Raw genomic sequence first — 20,659 nt, 5'->3', positions numbered from 1 at the left:
CTCGCTACTTCTTGGAGCCGGCGGCCTTGCCGAAGCGGGCCTCGAAGCGGGCCACACGGCCACCGGTGTCGAGGATCTTCTGCTTGCCCGTGTAGAACGGGTGGCACTCGGAGCAGACATCGGCGCGGATGGCGCCGGACTCGATGGTGCTGCGAGTGGTGAACGACGCGCCACAGGTGCAGCTGACCTGCGTCTCGACGTACTCGGGGTGGATGTCGCGCTTCAAGGTGTCTCCTAGGTTCGGGAGGGCGCCGGGTCGCCGCCGCGGGATGCGGGAGCGTGAACCGGAGCCGACGTACCAGTCTGCCAGGACTGGGGCCTACTCCCAAAACCGGGGGTTGCCGGTGTTTGTTCCCCGCGGGCCGCACGGGGCCGGTCGCGCCCACGCGGCGGAGCCGCACATCGATACGGCCCCGCGGCCCCTACGGGGCGCTGACGACGCCCTTGGCTTCGCCCGTGGCCGATCCGGACGTCGCCGACTTCGGGATCGGCCTGTCGTGCTCCAGCGCCTGCCAGATCCGGTCGGCCTTCTTCTCCCGGAGCAGGACGCGGTTGGGGTCGGCCGGGTCGTAGGCCACCGGCATCGTGATCATGTGCAGGTCGGACGGGCTGATGCCCTGGAGGCCGTGGGCGAAGGAGGCGAGCTTGTTGACCGAACCGAGGTCGGAGTCGGTCGTCACGGCCTTGGTCGCGGTTTCCGCGAGGTCGAGCAGCTTCTTCGGGTTCGAGAAGACGCCGACGTCCTTGATCTGGTGGACCAGGGCCTTGATGAAGGCCTGCTGGAGCTGGATGCGGCCCAGGTCGGAGCCGTCGCCGACGCCGTGTCTGGTGCGGACCAGGCCGAGGGCCTGCTTGCCGTCCAGCGTGTGGGTGCCGGCCTTCAGCTTCAGATGGCTGTCGGGGTCGTCGATGCTCTTGGTGGTGGTGATCTCGACGCCGCCGAGGTCGTCGATGAGTTTCTGGAAGCCGGAGAAGTCGACCTCCAGATAGTGGTCCATGCGCAGGCCGGTGATCGACTCGACGGTCTTCACGGCGCAGGCCGCCCCGCCGGTGGTGTACGCGGAGTTGAACATCACGCTGCGGGCGGCGGGGTGCTCGTCGCCCTTGGTGTCCGTGCACGAGGGGCGGTCGATGAGGGTGTCGCGCGGGATGGAGACCACGCTGGCCTTCTTGTGGCCCTCGTAGACGTGCACGATCATCGCCGTGTCGGAACGGGCGCTGCCGTCGTCGGTGCCGCCGCCGAGCTTCTTGTTGCCGCCGGCGCGGGTGTCGGAGCCCAGGACGAGGATGTTCTCGGAGCCGTTGTCGGCCTTCTTGGGCCGGTCCGTGCCGAGGGCCTGGTCGATGTCGACGCTCTTGAGGTTGTCGTTGAGCGCGAAGTACATGTACCCGGCCCCGACGCCGCCCAGCACGACGATGCCCGCGGCGGTCCACGCCGTGATCATCAAGCCCTTGTGACGCTTCTGGGACTTGCGGCGCCGGCCCTTGCCGCGGTGACGTGCTCCGTCGGTGCCGGTGTCGCCCGGTATGCCCGGACCCGGCGTGCTCTCGGCAGACATGGACTCCTCAGCTCTTCTAAGGTCGGTTACCCCCTGCGCTCAGTGCCAGACGCGGCCGGAGAAGACCCTTCCTCGCACTATCGTCGCTCCGCCTGGTCAGACGGCGAAACCCGGGGAAGGGTTGCACGACGCACTGTGCCCACCGTGTGGAACGGTGGGCACAGTGCGTGTTCGTCACTGCGGGGTGAACCCCGCTCACCTGCGGTTTCAGCCGAAGATGTCGTACTGCTTGAAATCGGTGCCGACGGACTTCCTTGTGGCGAAGATCTCGCTGGTCCCCTTGCCCGTGCCCGCGTACAGGTAGAGCGTGCCGCCGGGGGTGCGGGCCAGGAAGTCGGCCTTGCCGTCGCCGGTGACGTCCCCGGGCGCGTCGAAGGCGTTGTAGCCGCCCCACGTGCGCACCTTGACCCGGGCCGAGAAGGCGCCCGAGCCGGCCTTGCCGGTGCCCTTGTAGAGGTACAGGTAGCTGCCCGACCTGCTGCGGGCGATCAGGTCGGTCTTGCCGTCCCCGTTGAAGTCGCCCTTGCCGCGCACGGAGTTGTACTGGTTCCAGCCGGTGCCGACCTTCACGCGGGGCGCGAAGGTGCCGTTGCCCTTGCCCGGGTAGATCCACAGGGCGCCCGCCGAGTCGACCGAGAGCAGGTCGGGCAGGTAGTCGCCGGTGACGTCACCGGGGGTGATGATGCGGGTGCGGCTCTTCCAGTTGTCGGCGATCCGCTTGGTGGACCAGGTGCCGCTGGAGATGACGTAGTGGGTCCGGAAGACGTCGCCGTCGCTGCTGCGCCGGTAGACCAGGTCCTGGTAGCCGTCGCGGTCGAGGTCCGTCTGCAGGACGACGTTGACGCCGTTCCAGTCGCCCCAGGACTGGCGGGCGGCGAACGACGTGCCCTTGGAGTCCTTGGAGTAGCCGGTCTTCGTGGAGGCCTTGCGCACCCAGAGGTCGGCCTTGTGGTCGCCGCTGATGTTGGTGTCGTCGAGGCGCGGGTAGGCGGCGCCGACGTAGGAGCTGACCTTGGCGAAGACGCTGTAGGCACCCTTCGCGACGCAGTCCGTCACGCCCCAGGACACGACACCGACGATCCGGTTGTTGACGACCAGGGGGCCGCCGGAGTCGCCGTTGCAGGCGGAGACGGTGCCGGCGTCGCTGCCGGTGGCGGGCTTGCCCGCGCAGACCATGTGGCCCTTGACGAAGTCGCTGCCGTACGCGCCGGAGCAGGTCGTGTCCGACTGCATGGGCAGCGTGGCCGTCTTCAGCGTCTCGGAGATGTCTTCGCTGGTGGAGCTGGTGCGGCCCCAGCCGTAGACCTTGGCGCTGGTGCCGGCCTTGTACGAGGTGGTGTCGCCGGACGTGGTCATCCGGATCGGGGTGGCCTTGACCGGGACGGGCAGGGTCAGCACCGCGATGTCGTTGTCGATGGTCGTCGCGCTGTACGACGGGTGGTTCCACTGCCGCCAGACGCCGGTGACGGTGCCGCCGTGCAGGTCGGTGCCGTCGGCCGAGGGCAGCTGGGCGGTGCCGGTGACGACGGCGCCGTTGGCCTTCCAGTTGTAGCCCTTGACGCAGTGCGCGGCGGTGAGGATTTTCGTCGGCGCGACGACGGCGCCGCCGCAGAAGAAGCCGATGTCGTCGCCGGTGGTGGAGGTGCCCCGGTCGTCGTAGTAGTGGAGCTGTGTCATCCACGGTGCCGTGCTGATGGTGGTCTCGTTGCCACCGATGACCTTCGGGTCGATGCTGCCGGCGACGGTGCCCGCGGTGAGCGCGGCCTTGCTCGTCCTGCCGGCGACGTCGTCACCGGCCATGGCGCCCGCGACGCGCTTCTCCAGCTCGGCGAGCGACGGCGAGCTGGTGACGGGCTTGACCGTCGGCTGCGGCAGCGGGGTGGCCGCACCGGCGGACGTCGTCAGCAGCGCGCCCGCCACGGCGGCGGCGACACCGGCCGCGGCGACGGGCAGTGCGATGCGTATCCGGCGTCTGTGCCGACCGCCCCCGGGCATGGGTGTACCCACGTATGTCCCCCCTCGGGATCACAAGTTCGAAGAGAGCGTGATCCTACCCGCACACCAGCAGCACAAAGGGCCGCCCCGGTTCGGGAGCGGCCCTCTTGTGCGGTTCCTACCGGATCGACCTGCCTCAGTCGCCGTTGCCCGGCGTCGGGGTGGTCTTCTGGATCTGCATCAGGAACTCGGCGTTCGACTTCGTCTGCTTCATCTTGTCGAGCAGCAGCTCGACCGCCTGCTGCTGATCGAGGGCGTGCAGCACCCGGCGCAGCTTCCAGACGATGGCGAGCTCGTCGGGGGCGAGCAGGATCTCTTCCTTGCGGGTGCCGGACGCGTCGACGTCCACCGCCGGGAAGATGCGCTTGTCCGCGAGCTTCCGGTCGAGCTTGAGCTCCGCGTTGCCGGTGCCCTTGAACTCCTCGAAGATGACCTCGTCCATGCGGGACCCGGTGTCCACCAGCGCGGTGGCGAGGATGGTCAGCGAACCGCCGTCCTCGATGTTGCGGGCCGCACCGAAGAAGCGCTTCGGCGGGTACAGGGCGGTCGAGTCGACACCACCGGACAGGATGCGGCCGGAGGCCGGGGCGGCGAGGTTGTACGCACGGCCCAGGCGGGTGATCGAGTCGAGCAGCACGACCACGTCGTGCCCCAGCTCCACCAGGCGCTTGGCGCGCTCGATGGCGAGCTCGGCGACCGTGGTGTGGTCCTCGGCCGGGCGGTCGAAGGTCGAGGAGATGACCTCGCCCTTCACCGACCGCTGCATGTCGGTGACCTCTTCCGGACGCTCGTCGACGAGGACGACCATCAGGTGGCACTCGGGGTTGTTGTGGGTGATCGCGTTGGCGATCGCCTGCATGATCATGGTCTTGCCGGTCTTCGGCGGGGCCACGATCAGACCGCGCTGGCCCTTACCGATCGGCGCGACGAGGTCGATGATGCGGGTGGTGAGGACGCCCGGGTCCGTCTCCAGGCGGAGGCGGTCCTGCGGGTACAGCGGCGTCAGCTTGTTGAACTCCGGTCGCCCGCGCCCGGATTCGGGTGCCATGCCGTTGACGGAGTCCAGGCGCACCAGCGCGTTGAACTTCTCGCGCCGCTCGCCGTCCTTGGGCTGGCGCACGGCACCGGTGATGTGGTCGCCCTTGCGCAGGCCGTTCTTGCGGACCTGGGCGAGGGAGACGTACACGTCGTTCGGGCCGGGCAGGTAGCCGGACGTGCGGATGAAGGCGTAGTTGTCGAGGATGTCCAGGATGCCCGCGACGGGGATCAGGACGTCGTCCTCGTTGATCTGCGGCTCGGAGGCGATGTCGTCGCGGCCACGACGGCCCCGGCGGTCGCGGTAGCGGCCACGACGCCCACGCCGGCCGCCCTCGAAGTCGTCGTCGTCCTGCGGCTGCTGCTGGCCGCGGTCCTGACGGCCGCCGCCCTGGCTCTGCTGCTGGCCGCGCTGGCCGCCCTGCTGGTCGTCGCCCTTGCCACCGCGGCGGTCGCGGTCGCGGTCCCGGTCACGGTCCCGCCCGCGGTCGCGGCGGTCGCGGCGACGGCCCTCGCCGTCACCGGCGTCGGACTTGGCCTCGTTGCTCTGCGACTGCTGCGGCGACTGCGTCTCGGCCTTGGAGTCGTTCTTCGCCTCGGCGACGACGGTCTCCGTGGCGGAAGCCGGGGCTCCGGCCTCGGCGGTGGCCCGGCGACGGCGGCGCTCGGGCGCGTCGTCTCCTCCGCGCTCGTTCTCGCTCGACCGGGAGGCGCCTCCGGCGGGCTGGCCGGGGATCTCGATCTGCTGCTGGGCGACGGCCTTGTCGGCCTTGTCCGCGGGGGCCTGGGAGGCCTCCTTCGCGTCCGCCTTCTTGTCCGCCTTCTCGGCGTTGTCGCCCGTACGGGTCCGCGAGGTGGCGCGGCGCTTGGGCTTGGTCTCGGCGGGGGCGTCGGCCTTGGCGGCCGGAGCGGCGCCGCCGGACGCCTGCGCTTCCTTGATGACCTCGATCAACTGGCTCTTGCGCATACGCGCGGTGCCCCTGATGCCGAGGCCGGATGCGACCTGCTGCAGCTCGGCCAGCACCATGCCCTCGAGGCCGGTGCCACGGCGCCGCCGGGAGCCGGCACCGCTGGCAGGCGCGGAGGCGTCCGTGGCGGGCGCGGCAGCGGTCTCCTCGACACGTGCGCCCATCAGATCGGTGGTGTCGCTCACGAAGGGTCCTTCCCTGGAGCGGACGTCGGCCTGTCTGGCTCGGCGACCGGTTGTGCTGTCCGGCTTCGGTCCGTGTGGTGTGAACCGTGCCGGGGCGGTGGTCCGCCTAAGCGGCGGAGGAATCTGGTGATGGCGCTTCCTTGAGCCGTGGCACCCAGTGTCAGTGTCACGCGGCGTGGTCGCACCGGTTCCGGAGCATGCCCTGCGCCCCGCTCAATGTCCTTGTACGGCGTACGGTCCGACGTACGGAACACAGTGCGGTTTGGGGGGCTCCCGGAAGAATGTCTGTCCCGGACGGGGACACGAGGCACCTCGCCATGGTGGGGTCGGGTGCAGACTTGAGGTTAACACTACCGGATCCAACAAACATTCCCCCTCTCGAAATCCGGCAATCGCGCGCTTTCAGATGTCACCGGGGGTCGCGAGCGGCAGGACGCTCGCGCCCTGCTGATCGAGGCGCAGCCGGTTCGCGGCCCAGTCCGCGCCCGCCAGGGCCTCGACCTTGTCGGCGGTGTCCGCGTCGGCCAGCGCCATGACCGTCGGTCCGGCCCCGGAGATCACCGCGGGGATGCCGTCGCCCCGCAGCCGCTCCACCAGTGCCGCGCTCTCGGGCATGGCGGGGGCGCGGTACTCCTGGTGCAGACGGTCCTCGGTGGCGGGCAGCAGCAGTTCGGGGCGTCGTGTCAGGGCCTCGACGAGCAGGGCGGCCCGGCCGGCGTTGGTGGCCGCGTCGACATGCGGCACGGTGCGCGGGAGCAGCCCGCGCGCGGTTTCGGTGAGGACCGGCTTTCCGGGAACGAAAACCACCGGAACGATGGAATGCGAGGGCTCCATCCTGATCGCGCGCGCCGCGCCGCCCTCCATCCAGGACAGCGTGAAACCGCCGAGCAGGCACGCCGCGACATTGTCGGGGTGGCCCTCGATCTCGGTGGCCAGCTCCAGCAGCGCGGCGTCGTCGAGCTTGGCGTCGGCGCCTATCGTCACGGCGCGGGCGGCGACGATCCCGGCGCAGATGGCGGCCGACGAGGAGCCGAGGCCCCGGCCGTGCGGAATGCGGTTGGCGCAGACGATCTCCAGACCGCGCGGCTGCCCGCCCAGCAGGTCGAACGCGGTGCGCAGGGAACGTACGAGAAGGTGCTGCTCGTCGCGCGGGAGGGTCTCGCTGCCCTCGCCCGCGATGTCGATGTGCAGCCCGGAGTCGGCCACCCGGACGACCACGTCGTCGTACAGACCCAGCGCGAGGCCGAGGGCGTCGAAGCCCGGGCCGAGGTTGGCGCTGGTGGCGGGGACGCGCACCCGGACGGCGGCGGCACGGAACGCTGGACCGGCCATCGCTCGATGACTCTCCTTGAGCTGCGGTGATTGTCGAATGACGTTCAGTGGACATTCGATGCCGTACGAGAACCCTGGGGGCCGCTGCCCGGCCGCGGTGGCCGGCCGTTGTCCCGGCCGCGGAGACGGCACGGCACCGTGCTCCCTGCGGAGGCATATGCGGCGGGCGGGTTCAGTACAGCCTATCGAAGGAAGGTTCTGTGGCGACATAGGGCGCACAGGAGGCGCACGATGCGTGTCGTAAGCCCCCTGTGCACCCCCCGTAGGGAACCTCCCCCGGCGAGCGCCGTCTTACGCCGGACCGTGCCGGGCGTAGCACCGGCGCTCGGTGCATACCCGCACGTCAGGCCAGGCCGAGGCGCTCCGCCGCGGTCGCCGCGTCGACGGGTACGGTGACCGGCTGCGGGGCACCGGCGACGGCCCAGTCGGGGTCCTTCAGCCCGTTGCCGGTGACGGTGCACACGATGCGCTGCCCCGGGTCGACCTTGCCCTGCTCGGCCGCCTTCAGCAGACCGGCGACGGACGCGGCGGACGCCGGCTCGACGAAGACGCCCTCCTGCGACGCCAATAGCCGGTAGGCGCGCAGGATCTCACGGTCCGTCACCTCGTCGATGGAACCGCCCGACTCGTCCCGCGCGGCGAGCGCGTACTGCCAGGAGGCCGGGTTGCCGATGCGGATGGCGGTGGCGATGGTCGAGGGGTCCTTGACGACCTCGCCGCGCACGATCGGGGCGCTGCCGGAGGCCTGGAAACCCCACATGCGGGGGGTACGGGAGGCGATGCCGTCGGCGGCGTACTCCTTGTAGCCCTTCCAGTAGGCCGTGATGTTGCCCGCGTTGCCCACCGGCAGGACGTGGATGTCGGGCGCGTCACCGAGCATGTCCACGATCTCGAAAGCCGCCGTCTTCTGACCCTCGATACGTACCGGGTTGACGGAATTGACCAGCGCCACGGGGTAGTTGTCGCTCAGACCGCGCGCGAGCGTGAGGCAGTCGTCGAAGTTGCCGTCGACCTGGAGGATCTTCGCGCCGTGCACGAGGGCCTGGCCCATCTTGCCGAGCGCGATCTTGCCCTGCGGCACGAGCACGGCGCAGACCATCCCGGCCCGCACGGCGTACGCGGCGGCGGAGGCCGAGGTATTGCCGGTGGAGGCGCAGATGACGGCCTGCGCGCCCTCCTCCTTGGCCCGGGTGATGGCCATGGTCATACCGCGGTCCTTGAAGGAACCGGTCGGATTCGCGCCCTCCACCTTGAGGTGGACCTCGCAGCCCGTGCGCTCGGAGAGCACCTGCGCGGGCACGAGGGGCGTGCCGCCCTCGCGGAGCGTCACGACCGGCGTGCTGTCGGATACCGGCAGCCGGTCCCGGTACTCCTCGATGATTCCGCGCCACTGGTGGGTCATTGCTGGTTACTCTCCTTCAACCCGCATGATGCTGGCGACACCACGCACGGTGTCGAGCTTGCGCAACGCCTCGACGGTCCCGGTGAGGGCGGCGTCGGACGCGCGGTGCGTGACGACGACGAGGGAGGCCTCGCCGTCCTTCCCCGATTGGCGAACCGTATCGATCGAGACTCCGTGCTCGGCGAAGACGGTCGCGACCTGGGCGAGAACACCCGGTTTGTCGGCCACGTCGAGGCTGATGTGGTACCGCGTGACCACGTCACCCATCGGGGACACCCGCAGCGCGGCGTAGGCGGACTCGCCCGGTCCGGTCGTGCCGCTGAGCCGGTTGCGGCAGACGGCCACGAGGTCGCCCAGCACGGCCGAGGCAGTGGGGGAACCGCCTGCTCCGGGGCCGTAGAACATGAGCTGCCCGGCGGCGTCGGACTCGACGAACACGGCGTTGTAGGCGCCCCGGACGGAGGCCAACGGGTGGCTCAGCGGGATCATCGCGGGGTGCACCCGCGCGGTGACGGACTGCCCGTCCTCGGCCCGCTCACAGATGGCGAGCAGCTTGATGGTGCAGCCCATCTCCTTCGCGGAGGCGAAGTCGGCCGCGGTCACCTCGGTCATGCCCTCGCGGTAGACGTCGTCGAGGCGCACGCGCGTGTGGAAGGCGATACCGGCCAGGATCGCGGCCTTGGCGGCGGCGTCGAACCCCTCGACGTCGGCGGTCGGGTCGGCCTCCGCGTAGCCCAGGGCCGTGGCCTCGTCGAGGGCCTCCTGGTACCCGGCGCCCGTCGAGTCCATCTTGTCGAGGATGAAGTTGGTGGTCCCGTTGACGATGCCCATCACCCGGTTGATCTTGTCGCCGGCGAGGGACTCGCGCAGCGGCCGGATCAGCGGGATGGCACCGGCGACGGCCGCCTCGTAGTAGAGGTCCTTGTCGTGCTGCCCGGCGACGGCGTGCAGGGCGGCCCCGTCCTGGGCGAGCAGCGCCTTGTTGGCGGAGACCACGGAGGCGCCGTGCTCGAAGGCGGTGGTGATGAGGCCGCGGGCGGGCTCGATGCCGCCGATGACCTCGATCACGACGTCGATGTCGCCGCGTTTGACGAGGGCGGTGGCGTCGGTGGTGACGAGCTCGGGAGCGATGCCCTCACGCACCTTGTCGGGCCGCCGTACGGCCACGCCCGCGAGTTCCACCGGGGCCCCGATCCGGGCCGTGAGGTCGTCGGCGTGCGTCGTCATGATGCGCGCCACCTCTGAGCCGACCACTCCACAGCCCAGCAGCGCCACCTTCAGCGGACGCGTACGCATCATCCGACCTCGTTTCCTCTTCACCGTCTACGGTGCCACCAGTCTCACTCACCGGACGGGGGTTTCTGCCCCCGGTCCGGATCGTGAGACATCAATTTCATTTCGCGGGGGCGACAGGCAGGAGATCTTCCGCCGCCCGTCGCTCACGCCTGCTCACTCAGCCGACGTCGAGACGCAGCAGGTCCTCCTCCGTCTCCCGGCGGACGATCACCCGGGCCTCGCCACCGTCGACGGCGACGACCGGCGGGCGGAGCACGTGGTTGTAGTTGCTGGCCATCGACCGGCAGTACGCGCCGGTGGCCGGTACCGCGACGAGGTCACCCGGCGCCAGGTCGGACGGCAGGAACGCGTCCTTGACCACGATGTCCCCGCTCTCGCAGTGCTTGCCGACGACGCGGGCCAGCATCGGCTCGGCGTCCGAGGTGCGGGAGACCAGCGCGACGCTGTACTCGGCGTCGTACAGCGCGGTGCGGATGTTGTCCGACATGCCGCCGTCGACGGACACGTAGGTGCGCAGCCCGTCGAGCGGCTTGACGGTGCCGACCTCGTACAGCGTGAACGCGGTCGGCCCGACGACGGCCCGCCCCGGCTCGACGGAGATACGGGGCGTGCGGAGCCTGGCGGCCTCGCACTCGCGCGTGACGATCTCGGTGAGTGCCTTCGCGATCTCGTGCGGCTCGCGCGGGTCGTCGTCACTCGTGTACGCGATGCCGAGACCGCCGCCGAGGTCGATCTCGGGCAACTCGACGCCGTGCTCGTCGCGAACGGCCTTCAGCAGCGAGACCACCCGGTGGGCGGCGACCTCGAACCCGGACATGTCGAAGATCTGCGACCCGATGTGGCTGTGGATGCCGACGAGCTCCAGACCGTCGAGCTGCAGCGCCCGCCGCACGGCCTCGGCGGCCTGCCCGCCGGCCAGCGGGATGCCGAACTTCTGGTCCTCGTGGGCCGTGGCGATGAACTCGTGGGTGTGCGCCTCGACACCGACGGTGATCCGGATGAGCACCTTCTGCCGCTTCCCGAGGCCCTGCGCGATGTGGGCGACACGCACGATCTCCTGGAAGGAGTCGAGCACGATGTGCCCCACACCGGCCTCCACGGCCCGGGCGATCTCGTCGACGGACTTGTTGTTGCCGTGGAAGGCGATGCGCTCGGCGGGCAAGCCGGCGGACAGGGCGGTGGCCAGCTCACCGCCGGAGCAGACGTCGACGTTCAGCCCTTCCTCGTCGAGCCAGCGCACGACGGCACGGCAGAGGAACGCCTTGCCGGCGTAGAAGACGTCGGCGTCGGCCCCGAAGGCGGTGCGCCAGGCCCGCGCGCGAGCCCGGAAGTCGGCCTCGTCCAGGACGTAGGCGGGGGTGCCGAACTCCTCGGCGAGCCGGGTGACGGGAATCCCGCCGACGGTCACGACACCGTCCTCGTCACGCGCCACGGTCTGGGCCCACACCTTGGGGTCCAGCGCGTTGAGGTCGGCGGGCGGAGCGGAGTAGTGGCCCTCGGGAAGGACATCGGCGTGACGGGGCCCGGCGGGGTGTGCGGAACGGCTCATGATCTGTACGTGTCTCTCAGAGATGGTCGGGAGCGTCGATGCCGAGCAGGGACAGGCCGCCGGCCAGCACCGTCCCGGCGGCTTCGGCGAGCGCGAGCCGGGCACGGTGGGCGGCCGAGGGTTTCTCCTCACCGAGGGGCAGCACGGTGGGGAACAGGGGCATCGCGGCATCGGCGACAGCGAGGAGGTGCCGGGCCAGGCGGTCGGGGGTGTGATGCGTGGCGGTGGCGGCGAGCACGCGGGGATGATCGCCGAGTACGGCGAGCAGCGCTTCCGCTTCGCTCACGGGACCGGGCTCGGGGTGGAAGCCGAGGTCGGCGGCGTTGCGCAGGAGGGCCCGGGTGCGGGCGTGGGCGTACCGGACGCGGAAGAGGGGATTGCTCTCCCGCTGGACGAGGTGATCCCCGGGGATCCGGGGCCGGTCATGGACGGCGGGGTACAGCAGAGCCCAGCGGCCGGCGTCCCGACCGAGGAGCAGGGGGTCGGCGGGGGCGGGGGCGGGGCGGAGGGTGACGGGGCGGTCGATGACGGGGCGCTCGGCATCCCGGCCGAGGGGCACGGGATCCGCGGGGCCGGGAACGGGGCGGTCGATGACGGGGCGCTCGGCATCCCGGCCGAGGGGCACGGGATCCACGGGGCCGGGAACGGGACGGACGGTGACGGGGCGCTCGGCATCCCGGCCGAGGGGCACGGGATCCGTGGGGGCGGGAACGGGACGGACGGTGCGGGGGTGGTCGGTGACGGGGCGGTCGGCGAGCGCGTGGGGCCGCTCACCGGCGCCGCGGTCCACGGCGAGCACGGACTCCCGCACAGGGGCGGGACGCACCACAGGGGCGACGGCGTCCGCGCCGACGAGGGACTCCCACTCGGGGGCGGGACGTCCCTCACACTCCACACGAACGGCATCACCCTGGCTGCGCACCACACGGGCGACGGCGTCCGCGACGACAAGGGCACGCACCTCCGCCGGGCACAGGAGCCGGACGATGTTCCCGCTGAACTCCCGGGCGTGGCCGTAGGACCGTCCGCGCCGCAGGATCTCCTCGACGAGGTCGGCGGCGGCGGTGCGCTCGAGGCTGAAGTTGAGGAACCCGGGCCCGGTGACGACGACGTCGTCGATGCGCTGCTCGTCCACGAGCCGCGCCCGCAGGATCTCGGCCACACGGTGCGGCGGCTCACCCGCGGCACGGGCCAGCTGGAGGGCGATGCTGGTGGCGTAGTCGCCGCAGCCCCCGGGGCCGGGCGGAGTGACCACGGCCCGCTCCGGCACGGTCACGCTGAGCTCGCCCTCGTCGACAGCGCGACGCACGGCGTGCAGCACGGTGCGGGAGAGCTCGACGGGGGTCACGGGACAAGCGTATGGGAGGAAGGGGGTGGGTATGCGAGCCGGTTTCGGCACGGTCCGCGATATGGACGCGACGCCCGTTGTGGGCTGCGGAGGTCCCACCCGCCTACGGCACGGCGGGCAGATCCACTTCCTTCACCTGGGCGCCATCGCCGCCGACGCCGGGACCACCGCCGCACTCCCGGCCCCCGCCTCGGGCCCGCTCGACCAACTTTCCCACCATGTGCACGAGTTCGGCGGGCTCGAAGGGCTTGGCGAGGAAGGCATCGACGCCCACCTCGAGCCCGGCCTCGATCTCATGGTGGCCGCAGGCGCTGATGATGGCGAGGGGCACGTCCCGGGTCCGCGGATCGGCCCGGAGCCGAGCGGCGGTCCGGAGCCCGTCCAGTCGCGGCATGACGACGTCGAGGGTCACGACATCGGGCCGCACCTGATGCACGACTTCGAGACACTCGGCACCATCGGCCGCGGTCACGACCTCCAGCCCCTCAAGCTCGAGGTTGACCCTGATCAACTGCCGGATGACCTTGTTGTCGTCCACAACAAGCACCCGGCCCGACGCGCCTGGCACAACTCGAGAGTAGGTCGGCCCCGGCCATCGCGTCCCGGTTTTCCCCACTTCCACCCCGCACGAACGACCCGCACCCCTGCCCCTGACAGCGGAAACCCGTTCATGACCACCCCGAGGGAGCTGGTAGTGTTCTACCCGTCGCCGCGAGCAACGCGACGAACACGCCCCCGTAGCTCAGGGGATAGAGCAACGGCCTCCGGAGCCGTGTGCGCAGGTTCGAATCCTGCCGGGGGCACCCTGTATGAGGTGCCTAAAGACCCCGTCATCAGCGGAAACGCTGAGTGCGGGGTCTTCGCGTATGTGCAGGCGTGTGCGGCCCGGAGCGGCCGTATGTCGGGGGCTGTGGACGAGGCGTGGACGGGATCTTGGAGCATCGCCGCAGGTGACGTCCGCAAAAGGACGGGAGCCCGCAGTAGCCAGGGGAACGCCCGGCACCCCTCTGCGGGACACGGGCTCAAGCCTTGCTCCAGGCCTGGCGATGGCGAGCGACGCTGTACACCTGCTCTACCTGCTCGGCGGTCAGCACCCCTGAGAGCGGGGCCAGAGCCGATACTTGGCGCTCCTGGTACACCCGGACGTTGAGTTGCGTGGCAACCACCTTGAGGTCGGCGACGCCGACAAAGACAAGTACTGGCTCGACCGGCACGGGAAAGTCGCAGTAGTGCTCAAGCACCCGGACGACTCGCTTGGCCTCCGCTCGGCTCTTACGTGCGTAGGGCGCCGGCTTTCCGTGATCGACTTTCACAGCATCGTCGCCGACCCATACGGCCCTGTTGTGGTGGTGCTTCGTATTGATGCTGAATACCCCGCCGGGCCCGATCAGCAAATGATCGACATCCACATTGTTGGCGAGCGGGATGGAATGCAAGACCCGCCACCCGCGCCGCGCCAAGCGGTTCAGCTCGGCTCCCACTCTCCTCTCCCCCGCCAGACCCTTACGCCACGAGTCCCACTCCGTGGGGCGCCGCAGAAGCAATGAGACGACTCGCTCGATGAGGCCTGGGCCGGACTCGGCGAGCAGATCACGGAGGGATTCACCGGGACGGTTGGTGGACAAGTCGTCTGCCGGCGTCAGAGGCGGCAGCAACGGGCGGGCTTCAGCTTCAAACGCCTCCTGTGGCGAGACCGGCTCAGGACTGTCCCGTAAGTGGTGCGTCAACACGACGATCACGTCGTCGCGATACTCGGGGACCAAGACCGTAATGTCCCCCGTCCTCACGTCCACCCAGCCAACAGCAGTGCCATCCGGCAGGTTCGCGTACAGGCGATCATGTCCGTACCGCTTCCAGCGCGTGACCTTCAGCTCCACGAGCCCCCCTCGTCTGATCTCCACTCGAAAGCGTCGCAGCAGGTAGGGCTCAAGACGAGAGAGGCCCCGGACAAGATGCCCGGGGCCTCGGTGGAGTGCAGCGCGCCTCACTCGTATTCGCGAAGTAGGTCCTCGATGCGCCGGTTGGCGACGTCCTGCCGCCCGTCGAGGCACTTGGCGTAGCGGGTCAGCAGGACCTCCACGCTGTTGCCGGCGCGCTCGGCCACCTCGGTGGGGTCGACACCGGCGTTGAGCCACGTCGACAGCGCCGAGTGCCGGAGGTCGTACGGCCGACTCGCGAGCGGCGAGGCCGCGACGGCCGGTGGAAGCGCGAGGAGCCGAGCTTCCTGCCACACGCGGTAGTAGGTCGAGGACGGGACGACCGAGCCCTTCTCGCTGAAGAACAGCCGTCCGTCGTCCGCCGTGCCGAAGGTGGCCAGGTGCTCGCGGAGCACGGCTACGAGGTGAGGCGGGATCGGCACCCGCCTCACGTCCTCGGTCGGCCGGTTCTTCAGCCCGCGGTCGTCATGGGTCTTCCCCGAGTCAGTCCACTGCTTGCCGACAGACGGACGGGTCCGGTGGAGCAGCGCCGAGCCCCAGCCCTGCTTGGGAAGCTTCAGGTCCGTCTCGACTAGGCCCACCGCTTCCGCCGGCCGCAGGCCACCGAAGTACATGGCAGCGAACAGACCCACGAGGCGACGACCACGAGCACGCCGGTACCCGCCCACGTAGGAAACCGCCGCCAGGAGGTTCCGTGCCTGCTCCGGGTTGGCGACAACCCGCGGATCGACCTGGGTGGACACCTTCGGCTTCTGCCAGCGGACAGCCGTGATGGGGTTCTCACGCAGCTCCCCCAGGTCGACGGCGTAGTTCGCGGCATTGACAAGCGTCCGACGCTTGCGCCGCACGGTCTCCGCCGCTGCTGCCGTGCCGTCGAGCTTGAGCTTCAACGAGTCCAGAACCGTGCGAGCCGTGGCCGCTTCAGCGAGATCGGCGAGCGGCCGGGATGCCTTGGACACCCAGTGGAGAACGTTCCGCACGTCGTCCGGAACTTCTCGTTCATCGGGTCCCGGCAGAACGAAGGCCCAGTTTCGCAGTGCTCTGCGGATTTCCTCGTCGGATGGTCGTCCGGCGCGCTCGTCGAGGAGTCCCAGCGTCACGCTGGTGAGGGCTTCGTTGATGCCGTCCCGTGTGTTGGGGGCGGCATGAGGCCATTTCATGGCGAGGTACCTGAGGGCGAAGGCGTACCACGACACGGCTGACTTCTTCTCTTCCATCGAGGCCGGGAGCCCCGACTCCGTGTCGAACTCCTCGCCGTCGCGCATGGCACGCATGAGCTTCGTGCGGTAGTGGTCGGCGAGTGCCTTGGTGCGGAAGGACTCCGAGAAGACATTGCCTGCGACGGACCAGCGGACACCATACGAGGGCGTTTTGGTGTCCCGCTTACGGACTCCCCAGACCTTCACATCGAGAGACTTCACGCCGCTTCCTCCAGCTGTCGCAGCCATGTGTTGAAGTCACTCCGCCAAACCCGCAGCTCTCCGTTGGGCAGCTTGAATGCGGCTGGCCCGTACCCCAGTTCTCGCCAGCGGTAGAACGTCCGACGGGAGACACCGCCCAGCTCATCCAGGACTTGGCGAACGGTCATCAGCTCGTCGCGGCGGGCGTCCATGTCGGTTCTCCTTCCGTTCCGGCGGCGGGTTCGAGGGACGCAGCGAGCCAGGCCTCGCCGTTACTCAGGCCGGTTCCGGCGAAGACCCAGTGGGCGAGGACGAGCGTGGTTTCGCCCTCATTCAGGTCGGTGGCCGAGACCGCTTGGGCACGGCGCCATTCGGCCCGGGCGTCACGGAGAGCGCCGAGGGTGGTGGAGTAGCGGCGGGACTTGGTGGAGAAGTGGCCGCGGAAGCCGAGCATGTGGGCCCAGGCCCGCAGCCGGAGGTCTGCCAGTTCGGGGCGTGCGCCGAGGCTCCAGGCGGTGCGGATCATGTGGCGGGCATGGTCGCTGATCCGGGCCTGTGCCAGCTCGGCGAGGAAGCGGAGCGGGCGGTCCAGAGTGCCGGTCGCGGTCTCCGCACCTTTGGTGGCGTATTTGGCGATGTACGCGGCCACGGCACGCTCGGTCAGCTCCTGGCCGTCGTCGAAGTCGGCGGAGCGGATCGTGCGGACGTCGAGTTGGCGGCCGAAGGTGAAGGTGTGAGACCGGCCGTCGACCTCCGGTCCGGTGACGCGTGCGGCGGTGGTCGCGGCGCGGATGGCATCCGTCAGCAACTCGGCCGTCGCCCAGGCCGGAGGCGATGTGTCGCCGCCTTCCGGTCCGTCGAGGCGGATGACCGCGTGGAAGTGGACGGCGCCGCGCTTCTGGTACTCGGCAACCTTGGCGAAGGAGATGCGCGCGTGGTCAGCGAAGGCGCGTTGGGTGAGCCCGGCGCGCTTGGCGACCTCACGGCGGAGGTAGATGGAGAACCGGCGCCAGAGGGCCCCTGCGTGGGCGTTCCAGAGCACGGCCGCTTCGTAGTCGTACCTCTCGGGGTCGAGCGGTGTGCCCAGGGCGGAGTCTGACTCGGAGTGGCGCGTGCCGCAGCGACATTTCCGGCCGCTGGACGGTCGGTTGTGGACCGGGCCGAAGCTCGGGGCGGTGAAGGTGGCGAAGACGCGCGGGTGCGTGCCGACCTGTTCGGGGGTGCCTTTGCCGCCCCGCAGTCCGGCGGTGATCAGGTGGTAGGTGTCGCGGCGGTAGGTCTCGGCGCAGGCGGCGCAGCGGGTGGCACGGCGGTTGTTGCAGCGGACGAGAAGTCGGCCGGCGGGGAGGTTGGCGGAGTCCAGGTGGTGCAGGACGTTGCCGATCTCGCCGGTTGCCGTGTTGACCTCGTACTCGGTGCGGTGGCCGTCGAGGCGCACAGGGTGCGTGCAGCCGCCCAGGCCGGAGAGTTGGCGGGCCAGTTCGGACATGGTGCCGAGGGAGGCCAGCATGGAGAGTTCCGCCAGCGGGGGCGGAGTCTGCCGGGTGATGATGGGTCTTCCTTTCGGCTGTCTTGGCAGTTGGGAGGGACGGCCCCGGGGCGGCGGGATGCTTGGCGGCTTGTTGCCGCCCCGGCGGCCGGTCAGCGCTTGTTCGCGCCAGTGATCAGGGAGCGCAGGACGACGGCGGCGATGGCCACGGACACGGCCGAGATAGCGACCGCCGCCAGGAGCGCGGTGAGGACGACGCCGACGACGACCACGGCGGCGACCGCACCGACGCCGACCCCGACGTAGGGGGCGACCGGACGGCCGGCGGAGAGTGCCGGAGCGTGGTTCTGCGGGATGTGTGTGGTGATGCTCGGGACGTGCTGTGTGTCGGGCAGCCTGGGGCGGAACATGGCAGGTCTCCTGTCGGTCGCGGGTTCTCAGTCGCGGGTGCCGTTGACGACGTCGACCCCGGAGCGGGTGCCGGACTCGATGGCAGGGGCGAGGAAGGTGTAGGAGAGCCAGAAGCCGAACAGTGCGATCACGACGGCGACCCAGAGACGGATGCCGAGGAACTTGATCGCGGCCCAGGCGATGACGCCCAGGACGAAGACGAGCGGCAGTGAGACGGTCACGGGATCTCCTCGGCGGTCAGCGGACGGAGCAGCGGTGAGTGCGGGCGGCCAGCTCGGCGGCGGCGCGGCTGTCGTAGTCCGTGGAGAAGCCACAGCGCGGAGCCGTGCAGGCGGCGGTGTGCTTCTCGCGGCCCCGGCCGTCGTAGTAGGTGGCGACCTGGACGGGGCCGATGCGGACGACCTTGCGGAAGCGGCGGTTGGAGGGCATCAGGTGGTCTCCTCTTCGGTTTCGCCGGTGAAGTCGGTGACGTGGTCGGCGAGCCAGCGCAAGATCTCGTCGCCCTCGTAGCTGTCGGCGGCGAGGATCACGGGCTCTGCGATCAGCACGGCTTCGGTGAGTCGGTTCTGGCGGGTCAGCTCGGCGGCGCGCTTCAGCGCGCGGAGCGTGGACGGACGCAAGGGGGAAAGTCCTCCGGGTCAGGTGAGTTGGGTAGCGATGGCTTCGGCGAGCGGCATCGGGACACCGAGCCGGGCGCGAAGTGTCGAGGTGTCGATGTCGGTTCCGGTCCGGGTGCGGTGTTCGTCGGCGACCTTGCGGGCCAAGGCGACGAGCGCGGGCGGTGCCGGGGACGGCGACGGCGGACCCGACTTCGGCTCGGCGGCGGGCAGTACGGCCGCTGCTGTGGGTGGTTCGGCTTCTGCGGGAGTGGGTTCGGGGGCTGTATCCGTCGAGGGCGGCTCGGGTGTCGTCGCCGGAGTCTCGATCGACTTCGGCGATCCGTGGGTAAGGAGCGTGCCGCCGAGGAAGGCGACCGCGGGCCAGCCCGCGACGAGAATGCGCAGCCAGGCCGGTACGTCGTCGAGGTCGAGCAGTCCGGCGGTGGCGACATTGGCGCCGAGGGACGCGACCAGCGCGACGAGGAACCAGCACCACCCGGCCGCTTTCGCCTCACCGGAACGGAGCCGCCGCCAGGCAGCCACCAACAGCAGATCGACGGAGACCGGATAGGCCCACGCCTTCCAGCCGTCCTGTCCGGCCGCTGAGGCGAGGTCGTGCAGGTGGGCGAAGGACAGCGCGGCGGCGATCACTGCTTGAACGAGCACGGCGTCAACGCGGACAGGCAGGGTGCGCACGGCGCGACTCCTTCCGGTTGCAGGCATGGGCGGGGTAGGGACTTGGCGCGGGACGGCCGCGCCGACCGTGGGATCGGGGTGGTTACTCGGTGACCGGCGCAGGAGCGGCCACGGGCATGGGCTCCTTCACTGGCACGGGCGGGACGTACGGCCGGAAGGGCGTGAGCGCCGGTACTTCCGGGGCGAGGTGTGCCGTCTCGCGGCAGGTGGCCGCAGCGTCGGCGAGGGACAGGTACGGGGTTCGGATGCGGGACCAGCCGCCGGATGTGTCACCTACGACCGCGAGGCCGGGCAGCTCGGCGGCGATGGAGCAGGCCGCGTAGACCGCTTCAGGGGCGATGTCGCCGAGCGCCATCTTGGCGGAAGCTTCGTCGTTGACACGGTGGCAGACCCGACCCGTGAGCTGGGCCCGGAGCATGGTCGCGCCCTTGCCGAGCTCGGCTCCGAAACGCTGCCCGCAGACCTCCAGGTAGATGCCGGCCGCGCGGCCGAGTTGGGCGAGGCGGATGAGCTGGGTGACCATCTCGTCCCGCCGCTCTTCCTCCTTCCTTGTGGCGACGAGAAACAGTTCGGCCACCTCGTCGACGAACAGCACGATGGGCGCGGGGCGTTCCTGCTCAGGCAGGCCCCAGATGTCCGAGGTGATCTCCTCGTCCGGGGTACCTGGTGCGATGCCCTGCCGGGCCTTGATCAGGTCGTAGCGGTCCTCCATTTCCTTGACCAGCACGGGCAGCAGCTCGGCAGCCTGTTCCGGGTCGGTCGCCAGCGCGGAGAGCCGGGGCGCGAACGGCGCCAGCTCCACACCGCGCTTGCAGTCGATCCCCACGAGCGCCACCGACTGAGCGGCCAGCGCGGCAATCAGGCTCCGCAGGAACATGGACTTGCCCGACAACGTGGCGCCGAGCACGAGTTCGTGAGGTACGGCCCGGTAGTCCCGAACAAAGGCAGTGGCGTCTTCTCGCAGAGCCACCGGCACTCGCAGCGGACTTGAGACGGTCCGTCGAGGCATCCGCACCTTCCGCAGAACGTCGAAGCCGACGAGCCGCAGTTCCACGACTCCGGGCTTCACGTCCCGGACGTACACGGCGTGAACGCCCCAGGCATGGCGCAGCCGTTCGGCCGAGGCCGCCACGTCCGCAGGTTCCTGCCCCGGAGCCAGCCGAAGCCGGAGCCGCAGACCGGTCGAGGTGGGCCGGATCATGCCCCGACGAGGGGGCACCGGACGGATTTCACGGCGAGTGGTCGCCTTGACGGCCAGTGCCCGCCACCGGGACGGCTCGACCGTCAGACCGCACGCGTCCATGGTCGAGGAGTACGAGGCCAGCAGCCGGGCCACCGAGACCGGCAGTCCGACCGTTGACCAGTACGCGGCCGGGTGAGCGTGCCGGGCGTAGGCCGCGCCGCCTATCGCAGCGAGCGATCCGCCCAGCTCGGCCCACGTCACCAGGTCCGTCACGG

The 20,659-nt window shown here is 70.2% G+C and carries 20 protein-coding genes and 1 tRNA gene; 1 reads left to right on the top strand and 20 read right to left on the bottom strand.

Features of this window, described 5'->3' with window-relative positions; genetic code table 11:
* Positions 1-4 precede the first annotated feature (4 nt).
* The 10 genes from rpmE to QNO09_RS24500 all read right to left on the bottom strand — a co-directional run bounded on the left by rpmE (position 5) and on the right by QNO09_RS24500 (position 13,285).
* Entirely contained in the window at positions 5-226 is a 222-nt protein-coding gene (gene rpmE / locus QNO09_RS24545) for a 50S ribosomal protein L31 (RefSeq protein WP_031140670.1), read from the bottom strand.
* 196 nt (positions 227-422) lie between these two features.
* Positions 423-1,559, bottom strand: a complete 1,137-nt coding sequence (locus QNO09_RS24540) for an LCP family protein (RefSeq protein WP_283972402.1) — start codon at positions 1,557-1,559, stop codon at positions 423-425.
* A 207-nt stretch (positions 1,560-1,766) separates the two neighbouring features.
* Complete coding sequence (locus QNO09_RS24535; protein WP_283972473.1) at positions 1,767-3,554, bottom strand: trypsin-like serine protease; 1,788 nt, start codon at positions 3,552-3,554, stop codon at positions 1,767-1,769.
* Positions 3,555-3,690: 136 nt separating this feature from the next.
* Positions 3,691-5,742 (bottom strand): transcription termination factor Rho, encoded by a 2,052-nt coding sequence (gene rho / locus QNO09_RS24530; protein WP_283972401.1) that lies wholly within the window; start codon positions 5,740-5,742, stop codon positions 3,691-3,693.
* Between the two features lie 402 nt (positions 5,743-6,144).
* Positions 6,145-7,074 carry a homoserine kinase gene (thrB, locus tag QNO09_RS24525; RefSeq protein ID WP_283972400.1) on the bottom strand — a complete coding sequence of 310 codons (930 nt, stop codon included), beginning with the start codon at positions 7,072-7,074 and terminating at the stop codon, positions 6,145-6,147.
* Positions 7,075-7,417: 343 nt separating this feature from the next.
* Positions 7,418-8,476: a threonine synthase gene (gene thrC / locus QNO09_RS24520; RefSeq protein WP_283972399.1), complete on the bottom strand. Its 1,059-nt coding sequence runs from the start codon at positions 8,474-8,476 to the stop codon at positions 7,418-7,420.
* Positions 8,477-8,482: 6 nt separating this feature from the next.
* Positions 8,483-9,775, bottom strand: coding sequence for a homoserine dehydrogenase (locus tag QNO09_RS24515; protein WP_283972398.1), 1,293 nt, complete (start codon positions 9,773-9,775; stop codon positions 8,483-8,485).
* A 154-nt stretch (positions 9,776-9,929) separates the two neighbouring features.
* The gene (gene lysA / locus QNO09_RS24510; protein WP_283972397.1) at positions 9,930-11,321 is read right to left on the bottom strand and encodes a diaminopimelate decarboxylase; all 1,392 of its coding nucleotides are present in this window, start codon (positions 11,319-11,321) and stop codon (positions 9,930-9,932) included.
* A 16-nt stretch (positions 11,322-11,337) separates the two neighbouring features.
* Positions 11,338-12,669, bottom strand: coding sequence for an ArgS-related anticodon-binding protein NrtL (gene nrtL / locus QNO09_RS24505; RefSeq protein ID WP_283972396.1), 1,332 nt, complete (start codon positions 12,667-12,669; stop codon positions 11,338-11,340).
* 103 nt (positions 12,670-12,772) lie between these two features.
* The gene (locus QNO09_RS24500) at positions 12,773-13,285 is read right to left on the bottom strand and encodes a response regulator (RefSeq protein ID WP_283972395.1); all 513 of its coding nucleotides are present in this window, start codon (positions 13,283-13,285) and stop codon (positions 12,773-12,775) included.
* A 115-nt stretch (positions 13,286-13,400) separates the two neighbouring features.
* Here QNO09_RS24500 and QNO09_RS24495 point away from each other — a divergent pair.
* Positions 13,401-13,472: transfer RNA gene (locus QNO09_RS24495), tRNA-Arg, on the top strand.
* 219 nt (positions 13,473-13,691) lie between these two features.
* Here QNO09_RS24495 and QNO09_RS24490 read toward each other — a convergent pair.
* The 10 genes from QNO09_RS24490 to QNO09_RS24445 form a co-directional block, all read right to left on the bottom strand.
* Entirely contained in the window at positions 13,692-14,546 is an 855-nt protein-coding gene (locus QNO09_RS24490) for a nuclease-related domain-containing protein (RefSeq protein ID WP_283972394.1), read from the bottom strand.
* A gap of 107 nt (positions 14,547-14,653) precedes the next feature.
* Entirely contained in the window at positions 14,654-16,027 is a 1,374-nt protein-coding gene (locus QNO09_RS24485; protein ID WP_283972393.1) for a tyrosine-type recombinase/integrase, read from the bottom strand.
* On the bottom strand, positions 16,024-16,218 hold the full coding sequence (locus QNO09_RS24480) for a helix-turn-helix transcriptional regulator (RefSeq protein WP_030246378.1): 195 nt from the start codon (positions 16,216-16,218) through the stop codon (positions 16,024-16,026). Before QNO09_RS24480 ends, QNO09_RS24485 begins: the two co-directional genes overlap by 4 nt.
* Positions 16,194-17,516, bottom strand: coding sequence for a replication initiator (locus tag QNO09_RS24475; RefSeq protein ID WP_283972392.1), 1,323 nt, complete (start codon positions 17,514-17,516; stop codon positions 16,194-16,196). Before QNO09_RS24475 ends, QNO09_RS24480 begins: the two co-directional genes overlap by 25 nt.
* Before the next feature lie 131 nt (positions 17,517-17,647).
* Positions 17,648-17,905: a SpdD protein gene (locus QNO09_RS24470; RefSeq protein ID WP_283972391.1), complete on the bottom strand. Its 258-nt coding sequence runs from the start codon at positions 17,903-17,905 to the stop codon at positions 17,648-17,650.
* A 27-nt stretch (positions 17,906-17,932) separates the two neighbouring features.
* Positions 17,933-18,127 carry a hypothetical protein gene (locus QNO09_RS24465; protein ID WP_261679803.1) on the bottom strand — a complete coding sequence of 65 codons (195 nt, stop codon included), beginning with the start codon at positions 18,125-18,127 and terminating at the stop codon, positions 17,933-17,935.
* Between the two features lie 16 nt (positions 18,128-18,143).
* A complete protein-coding gene (locus tag QNO09_RS24460; protein ID WP_261679804.1) occupies positions 18,144-18,335 on the bottom strand; it encodes a mobile element transfer protein in 192 nt (63 codons plus the stop codon).
* Positions 18,335-18,526, bottom strand: a complete 192-nt coding sequence (locus QNO09_RS24455) for an RING finger protein (protein WP_086560771.1) — start codon at positions 18,524-18,526, stop codon at positions 18,335-18,337. Before QNO09_RS24455 ends, QNO09_RS24460 begins: the two co-directional genes overlap by 1 nt.
* An 18-nt stretch (positions 18,527-18,544) precedes the next feature.
* On the bottom strand, positions 18,545-19,201 hold the full coding sequence (locus QNO09_RS24450; RefSeq protein ID WP_502962341.1) for a DUF2637 domain-containing protein: 657 nt from the start codon (positions 19,199-19,201) through the stop codon (positions 18,545-18,547).
* Between the two features lie 82 nt (positions 19,202-19,283).
* A complete protein-coding gene (locus tag QNO09_RS24445) occupies positions 19,284-20,657 on the bottom strand; it encodes an FtsK/SpoIIIE domain-containing protein (RefSeq protein WP_283972389.1) in 1,374 nt (457 codons plus the stop codon).
* Positions 20,658-20,659 lie beyond the last annotated feature (2 nt).

This window comes from Streptomyces sp. 378 (genome assembly GCF_030124145.1).
Lineage (GTDB): Bacteria > Actinomycetota > Actinomycetes > Streptomycetales > Streptomycetaceae > Streptomyces.
This window is presented reverse-complemented; position numbering and strand designations above follow the sequence as displayed.

Excerpts from the sequence above, each read along its gene's own strand:
- QNO09_RS24540 (WP_283972402.1), bottom strand. The coding sequence starts at position 1,559 with ATGTCTGCCGAGAGCACGCCGGGTCCGGGCATACCGGGCGACACCGGC.
- QNO09_RS24535 (WP_283972473.1), bottom strand. The coding sequence starts at position 3,554 with ATGCCCGGGGGCGGTCGGCACAGACGCCGGATACGCATCGCACTGCCC.
- thrB (WP_283972400.1), bottom strand. The coding sequence starts at position 7,074 with ATGGCCGGTCCAGCGTTCCGTGCCGCCGCCGTCCGGGTGCGCGTCCCC.
- thrC (WP_283972399.1), bottom strand. The coding sequence starts at position 8,476 with ATGACCCACCAGTGGCGCGGAATCATCGAGGAGTACCGGGACCGGCTG.
- QNO09_RS24515 (WP_283972398.1), bottom strand. The coding sequence starts at position 9,775 with ATGATGCGTACGCGTCCGCTGAAGGTGGCGCTGCTGGGCTGTGGAGTG.
- lysA (WP_283972397.1), bottom strand. The coding sequence starts at position 11,321 with ATGAGCCGTTCCGCACACCCCGCCGGGCCCCGTCACGCCGATGTCCTT.
- QNO09_RS24480 (WP_030246378.1), bottom strand. The coding sequence starts at position 16,218 with ATGGACGCCCGCCGCGACGAGCTGATGACCGTTCGCCAAGTCCTGGAT.
- QNO09_RS24475 (WP_283972392.1), bottom strand. The coding sequence starts at position 17,516 with ATGCTGGCCTCCCTCGGCACCATGTCCGAACTGGCCCGCCAACTCTCC.
- QNO09_RS24470 (WP_283972391.1), bottom strand. The coding sequence starts at position 17,905 with ATGTTCCGCCCCAGGCTGCCCGACACACAGCACGTCCCGAGCATCACC.
- QNO09_RS24460 (WP_261679804.1), bottom strand. The coding sequence starts at position 18,335 with ATGCCCTCCAACCGCCGCTTCCGCAAGGTCGTCCGCATCGGCCCCGTC.